This window comes from Pusillimonas minor (assembly GCF_014237865.1).
GTDB classification, from domain to species: domain Bacteria; phylum Pseudomonadota; class Gammaproteobacteria; order Burkholderiales; family Burkholderiaceae_B; genus Neopusillimonas; species Neopusillimonas minor.
In genome coordinates, this window is the sequence record NZ_JACJUU010000026.1 from 1 (window position 1) to 6,961 (window position 6,961).

Genomic DNA, 6,961 nt, shown 5'->3' on the forward strand with positions numbered 1-6,961 from the left:
GGAATTAGCGAAGGAAACATGCACCAGCAGTAGGTGAAGCATCAACCAGATAATCCGATGAGATGCCGGTCTGTCTCACTCTCATGCAAAGGTAAGATCAACCATTTAATCCGCTTACCCGCATTTTTTTTATAACGATTCGAGTTATCTCACAAGTGAGAAAACACATCTTGTCAGAACTACGGCGCACGTTGAATAACACCGTTGCAAACCCGCTTTGCACAAACGCCAATTCCTGGTGGGTATCACTAAGGCGGCTATTCGTTCAGATCAGGGTTATTCCGGGGGTATGAAAATAGCTATCGTCACTTACCCGTCGTTGCCTAGCCAAGCCGGTTTTTCGTCATACATTTTCTGAAGCAGCTGCTTGATCAGCCCAAGGTATCGGGAATCATCATTCACCCGATGATTCAGAATAATCGGCGATACTGCACGCTCGCCTTCCAGTAACCGGTACCGAATATCCTGGCGCATTTGCCGCGCAGAAACCGGAATGACGCACACGCCAACTTCGGCAGCCACCAGCCCCAGGGCGGCCTGAATTTCACGAACCTCATGGACCTCGCCGGGGCGCACCCCGTTGGCCTGAAACACACCCAGCACCTGATCGGCAAAGCTGGGACGCGGCGATTGCGGGTACACCACCAAACGCTCACCGTGCAAATCTGACACCTTAACCGGCCCGTCAACAGCCGCCAGACGAGAGTTCACCGGAATGGCGACCGCCAGACGTTCTTCACGCAAGACAATGCCCATGACATTCGGATCATTGTGAGGAATACGGCCGATGCCGACATCAATGCGCCCTTCATTCAAGGCGTCGACCTGCTGTACCGACGTCAACTCAACCAGCTGAATCTCGAGATCAGGATCATGCTTGCGTAACTGCCGCACCAGCGGCGGCACATCGGCATACAGCGTAGACCCCACAAAACCGATACTCAATACCCTGCGCTGATCCAGACCGACACGTCGCGTTGCCTCTTTCATTTGCTCTACACGCGCGAGAATTTGCAAGGCTTGCTCGTAAAACACGCGACCGGCATCGGTTAAACGAACGGGCCGGTGCTTGCGCAGCAGCAACTGCACACCCAGCTCGTCTTCCAGCGCCTGGATCTGGCGGCTCAGGGGGGGTTGAGCCATATGTAACAGATCGGCCGCCCGGGTGAAGTTGCCTTCCCTGGCCACGACAACAAAATAATGTAGCTGACGCAGATCCATTGTTTCCCCCGAAATTGAACTGGCGTATTTCCGCATATTACCGGAGCAAACCCCTGATTTTCTTGGGTTGGTGCCATTCAATACCTTAAAGGTATTCAATCAGATGAAAATGGTGTTGGACATGAGGTGCGCCCGGCCCGATTATTCACGATTAATCCGTTTCATCAAATCTTAATAAATACGCCAATGTCTATCGATTCGAATTACCCGGTTATCGAACGCGTTGAAACCCGCATCGTTGATCTGCCCACAATCCGGCCCCACAGATTGTCGGTCGGCACCATGCAGAGCCAAAGCCTGATGCTGTTGCAGGTCATCTGCAGCGACGGCGTCACCGGTCTGGGCGAAGGCACCACCATCGCCGGCATGGCCTATGGGCACGAAAGCCCGGAAACCATGAAACAGACGGTAGATACCTACCTGGCACCAGCCATCGTTGGCAAAGACGCCACCCGGATTCAAGCCCTGATGACGCACGTCGGTAAACTGGTCAAAATGAACCACTTTGCAAAAAGCGCCCTGGAAACCGCCTTGCTCGATGCGCACGGCAAGCGCCTGGGTGTGCCGCTGTCTGAGTTACTGGGTGGGCGCCGTCGCGACCGCTTGCCCGTCGCCTGGACGCTGGCCTCGGGCAATACGGCTCAGGATATTGACGAAGCCGAAAAGATGCTGGCCTTGCGTCGTCATAATGTGTTCAAACTGAAAATCGGCGCCAAGGCCATCAAAACCGATATCCAGCATGTCGCCGATATCAAGAAAGCCTTGGGCGACCGTGCAGCGGTACGTGTCGACATCAACATGGCCTGGAGTGAAACGCAGGCGGCCTGGGGTATTCCCGCGTTGGCCGACGCCGGCTGCGAACTGGTTGAACAACCGGTTGCCTCGGCCGCGGCATTGGGTCGCCTGATGCGACGCTTTTCAATTCCCTTGATGGCCGATGAAGTACTGCAAGGGCCGGAAAGCGCTTTTGCCATCGCCAAAGAAAGCGGTAGTGATGTTTTCGCTGTCAAGATTGAACAAAGCGGCGGGTTGTTTGCTGCGCAACGCGTCGCCGCCATTGCCGATGCCGCCGGTATTGAACTCTACGGTGGCACCATGCTTGAAGGTGCGGTCAGCACCATTGCCTCAGCCCACTTGTTTGCCAGTTTTGCCAACTTGCAGTGGGGTACCGAGCTGTTTGGCCCTCTTTTGATTACTGAAGAAATCCTGACACAACCGCTTGAATACAGCGATTTCGAACTGACAGTCCCGACAGGCCCCGGCCTTGGCATTACGCTGAACGATGCCCAGGTGCAGCGATTCACCCGGCCAGGCTCTATTCACCACGTTACGCGCAGCTAATCCGCCCGCTGCGCACCGATTCCCCCAACAGGAGACCCACAGATGCTGTTTCATGTGCAAATGGATGTTCAGATTCCGCACAGTCTGGACCCCGAAGTTGCGGCTCAGCTCATTGCCAAAGAAAAGGCGTATTCGCAAGAATTGCAACGTAGCGGCAAATGGCGCCACATCTGGCGAATTGTTGGCGAATACGCCAATTACAGTATTTTTGACGTCGAAGACAACGCAGAATTGCACCAGTTGCTTAGCAATCTGCCGCTTTACCCATTCATGAAAATTTCAGTAACACCGCTATGCCGCCACCCATCGTCGGTACGCGAGGACGACAGCTGAATCGCCCAAAACGCGCTGCGCTGTCATCCACTCCACTCTCAAAAAGCCAACTCTATTACATAAAAGGGACAGAAAATGACCGTTAAAGTATTTGACACCCAGGAAGTTCAAGACCTGTTGAAAGCTGCCGTAAACCTCGAAGGCCAAGAGGGCAACGCCCGTTTCAAACAGATTCTTCACCGTCTGTTGTCTGACCTGTTCAAGGCCATCGACGATCTAGACATCACGCCCGACGAAATCTGGGCTGGTGTCAACTACCTGAACCGCCTGGGCACCGATGGTGAGGCTGCGTTGCTGGCTGCCGGTCTTGGTCTGGAAAAATACATCGACATCCGCCTTGATGCCGAAGACAAGCAAATTGGTCTTGACGGCGGTACACCGCGTACCATCGAGGGCCCGCTGTACGTTGCAGGCGCACCCGTGAAAGAAGGTGTAGCCAAACTTGACGTTGACCCCGACGAAGATGCCGGCCCGCTGGTCATCCACGGCGTCGTGAAAGGCGCTGACGGCAAACCGGTTGCAGGTGCTCTGGTTGAATGCTGGCATGCTGATTCCCGTGGTTTCTATTCCCACTTCGACCCCACTGGAAAACAAAGCGACTTTAACCTTCGCGGTGCGGTGCGTACCGATGCTGACGGCAAGTACGAATTCCGTACGCTGATGCCGGTAGGCTACGGTTGTCCTCCACAAGGTTCAACACAGCAGCTGTTGAACCACCTGGCACGTCATGGCAACCGCCCTGCACACGTTCATATGTTCGTGACCAGCGACGGCAACCGCAAGTTGACGACGCAATTCAATATCGAAGGCGATCCGCTGATCTGGGATGACTTTGCCTACGCCACACGCGAAGACCTGATTCCTCCGGTGACCGAAAAAACCGGTGGTGCTGCGCTTGGCCTGAAGGCCGATACGTACAAAGATATTGAATTCAATATCACGCTCACACCACTGGTCGATGGCAAAGATAACCAGTTGGTCAACCGCGAGCGTGCAGCGGCCTGAGCTGTTTAACTCAAAATGTTCCACAGAATGAATGATTGAACAAAACGACATTCTTGGCAGCGCTCAAACAGCGGCAGAACGGGCAATCTTGCTCGTTCTGCCCGAGCACATCAGCCATCTCGAACGGCTCCGTTTGCTGACGACGCCGAACCGGTTGCCCACCGTAACGGTCGTGGGTAAATACAATCATGGCAAAAGCCGGTTGCTGAATGAACTGCTGGGTCAAGACCAATTTTCAGTTGCCGACAAACGTGAAACCATCACACTGTCCAGTCAGACGCACCATGCGGTTTGTTGGCTGGATGCACCCGGCCTTGACGCCGATATCAGCCTGGATGACGATCGCCTGGCCCTGCGGGCCGTCTGGATTGAGTCCGATATCCGGCTGTTTGTACATACGGCCAAAGAAGGCGAGCTTGACGGCTGTGAACACGACGTCGTGAAGCAGTTATGTAACGACGAAGGTCTAACGCAACGCAAGACGTTGTTTGTGTTGTCCCAGATCGACCAGCTGCCTGGAACAGGCGAACTCGAGAACATTCTGAAGGCTCTCGGTCAACAGGCACCGGGTACGGTCTTCCATGCCGTTTCATCAACGCGTCATCGACAAGGCCAAACCGAAAGTAAACAATTACTGGTGCAAAAAAGCGGGATTCCTGCACTTAAAGATCTGATAGCTGACGCCGTGACCAACGTGCCACAGGCTCGAGCCTTTGAGGCCGCCCGGCTCTTTGAACATTTCAGCACCGAACTGCAACAACAGCATGCCTTGCGCCAGCAACGGCTGGAAGCCTTGCTGCAACGGCAGTCCGACCAACGCCATCAGTTCGACACTGGCTTGCACACCGTATTAGCGAAGGTTCAAACCGACTTGCTGGCGATCATCAACGCGCCAGGTTTTGGTAATTCCCTGACCCCCGACTACGCCAGTGATCAATACAAACTCACTGCGGCAAAGCGCGAGCGCGCACGTATTCAGGTCGCATATTCTCGTGCCTGTGTTGAAATCGACGCATTCCTCGCCGGCCATGGCGTCACTGGCTTATCAAGCGGAAAAACGCCGGTATCGGGCAGTCTTTATACGGTAATGATCGCTGTGCTTGGCATCTCGGTCAAACATGCCCGCGATTTGCAACGGATCTTTGGCTCACCCGCCGGTATCCAACAGCTGCACGAAGCATTTACACAGTACTTTAACGCCTCAACCGATCAGGTCACCCTGGCGCAGGACATCGTTGCGGCCAAACTCCAGGTCAACGTCGCACTTGATGCCATTGACGCCCTCGCCTCATTTACGCTACCCGCATGAACGCAACGAATCCGCAGGGCGTCGTTGCCCCGCACGAGCTCTGCTTTTTATCGACCGTCAATGCGGCTGCGCGCGCCCATACCGACCTGACGCCAGCACTCGCTTCATTACATGCCTGGCACGAGCATATTGAGCGTACCCTTGAGTCACTTCAATGGCCTCTGTCTGGATTCAAACCTGACAGTGCTTTTGTCGCACAGGCACAAGCTATCGGGCAAACCCTTCGCACGCTGTCGGGATACTGGGCACAACAGCGATCGGAACTTGTTCATGCCAGCAAACTCGCAGAGTTGCTAAACGATAAAGTCATTTTTCTGGTGTTCGGTAAATTCAACGTGGGTAAAAGCGCATTTTGCAACTTGCTGGCAAAACGTTTTTCGGCACACGCACAGCCCGTTCAATACTTTCACCTTGAAAACGGGGGAGTCGTTGAGACCAGCGACACGTTCGCCGAGGGGGAAACCGAAACCACCGCACGGTTGCAAGGGGTTTGCCTTGGCCAGAAACTGGTTTTGCTCGATACCCCGGGGTTGCACTCGGTTACCGGAAAAAATGCCGAACTGACAAAACGCTTCATTGAAAGTGCCGATGGTTTGCTATGGCTTTCAAGCTCCGCATCTCCCGGTCAAACCCAGGAACTGGAAGAACTCTCGACTGAATTGGGGCGTGGCAAACCGCTTCTGCCCGTTTTAACGCGCAGTGACGTTTTCGAGGAAGACGAAGTCGACGGGGAAATCCAGAAATTACTTCGCAACAAAACACCTGAAAATCGTGTTCTGCAAGAAAATGACGTGTATGATCGGGCCAGCGCCAAGCTTGACGCAATGGGTCTGGAAGCATCGATACTGGTGGCCCCGGTGTCAATTTCGACCTACATGGCCCGCACAGAAGGCCTGACCCCGCAGGCTCTGGAAGAGGCCGGATTCGAGAGCCTGTATGCGGCCTTACTGGACATCATCCAGCCCGCGCTGGCTTACAAGCAGCGCAAACCGGCCGAAGTTTTATTGCATCATCAGGAAGAAAATGTTCTGGGTAGCTTGGTCGACACTGTATTGCCGCAGTTAAGCCAATTACACGTCGCGCTAAACGCCGGACAACAAGCTCTTATTCATGCGCCCGACCAGATTCTGAAGAACTTCTGGCGCAAAACTGCACCCATACTTCCTGCCATGTTGGAAAAGCTTGTGGAGTCTGGCAATAGCCAAGCCTTTCATGCTGAATTGATACCTATCGCCAACACCACGTTGCTTCAGGTGTTTTCAGACATATTGCCCGATTACGTGCCAAGTTGCAGTGAGTTGCAACAACCACTTGAACTGACTGAGTACACCGCTCAGCCCAACTACGAAAAACTGTACATGGCATTGCAGCAAGTTCTTCAGAACCATACCGAAATTGCGGTCAACGCCATGGCTGCAGAATGCCGCAATACACTAAGCCTGCTGGAAAAATGCATTGCGGACTTGCAGATGTTCATCGCAGACAGCGACGACGCATTGCAACGTATTAAAGTCACACTGCGCGCGCCACTCGCTTGACTTTCCCAGGTTGATTAAACCCGAAAATACACCAGAATTACCTGCGGCGTCTGTCAAGGTAGTTGGAACATGAGTCATGCTGCTTTTAACTCGTTCTGATCATGGATAACGGTCGTTTCCTTTTCTGGATTCAGCCAGACGCTGCCTATGGGTTGCCAGTTGCGCGTTTTTCCCGACCAGCGTGCAGGGTGATGGGCGCGAGCAGCCTGATACA

The 6,961-nt window shown here is 53.9% G+C and carries 6 protein-coding genes; 5 read left to right on the plus strand and 1 reads right to left on the minus strand.

The annotated features are described in order from the left end of the window. Positions 1–309: 309 nt before the first annotated feature. Positions 310–1,221, minus strand: a complete 912-nt coding sequence (locus GTU67_RS14860) for a LysR family transcriptional regulator (RefSeq protein ID WP_119517090.1) — start codon at positions 1,219–1,221, stop codon at positions 310–312. A 186-nt stretch (positions 1,222–1,407) separates the two neighbouring features. Between GTU67_RS14860 and GTU67_RS14865 the strand changes: the two genes are divergently transcribed. From GTU67_RS14865 to GTU67_RS14885, 5 genes are all read left to right on the plus strand, one after another. Further along, entirely contained in the window at positions 1,408–2,562 is a 1,155-nt protein-coding gene (locus GTU67_RS14865) for a muconate/chloromuconate family cycloisomerase (protein WP_119517084.1), read from the plus strand. Positions 2,563–2,604: 42 nt separating this feature from the next. Continuing rightward, entirely contained in the window at positions 2,605–2,895 is a 291-nt protein-coding gene (gene catC, locus GTU67_RS14870; protein ID WP_119517085.1) for a muconolactone Delta-isomerase, read from the plus strand. Between the two features lie 75 nt (positions 2,896–2,970). After that, entirely contained in the window at positions 2,971–3,900 is a 930-nt protein-coding gene (gene catA, locus GTU67_RS14875; RefSeq protein WP_123661513.1) for a catechol 1,2-dioxygenase, read from the plus strand. A 31-nt stretch (positions 3,901–3,931) separates the two neighbouring features. Further along, positions 3,932–5,209 carry a GTPase gene (locus GTU67_RS14880; protein ID WP_119517087.1) on the plus strand — a complete coding sequence of 426 codons (1,278 nt, stop codon included), beginning with the start codon at positions 3,932–3,934 and terminating at the stop codon, positions 5,207–5,209. Then, the gene (locus GTU67_RS14885; protein ID WP_185780782.1) at positions 5,206–6,747 is read left to right on the plus strand and encodes a dynamin family protein; all 1,542 of its coding nucleotides are present in this window, start codon (positions 5,206–5,208) and stop codon (positions 6,745–6,747) included. Before GTU67_RS14880 ends, GTU67_RS14885 begins: the two co-directional genes overlap by 4 nt. Positions 6,748–6,961 lie beyond the last annotated feature (214 nt).

Coding starts and splice junctions, on each gene's coding strand:
- GTU67_RS14860 (WP_119517090.1), bottom strand. CDS start 1,221: ATGGATCTGCGTCAGCTACATTATTTTGTTGTCGTGGCCAGGGAAGGC.
- GTU67_RS14865 (WP_119517084.1), top strand. CDS start 1,408: ATGTCTATCGATTCGAATTACCCGGTTATCGAACGCGTTGAAACCCGC.
- catC (WP_119517085.1), top strand. CDS start 2,605: ATGCTGTTTCATGTGCAAATGGATGTTCAGATTCCGCACAGTCTGGAC.
- catA (WP_123661513.1), top strand. CDS start 2,971: ATGACCGTTAAAGTATTTGACACCCAGGAAGTTCAAGACCTGTTGAAA.
- GTU67_RS14880 (WP_119517087.1), top strand. CDS start 3,932: ATGATTGAACAAAACGACATTCTTGGCAGCGCTCAAACAGCGGCAGAA.
- GTU67_RS14885 (WP_185780782.1), top strand. CDS start 5,206: ATGAACGCAACGAATCCGCAGGGCGTCGTTGCCCCGCACGAGCTCTGC.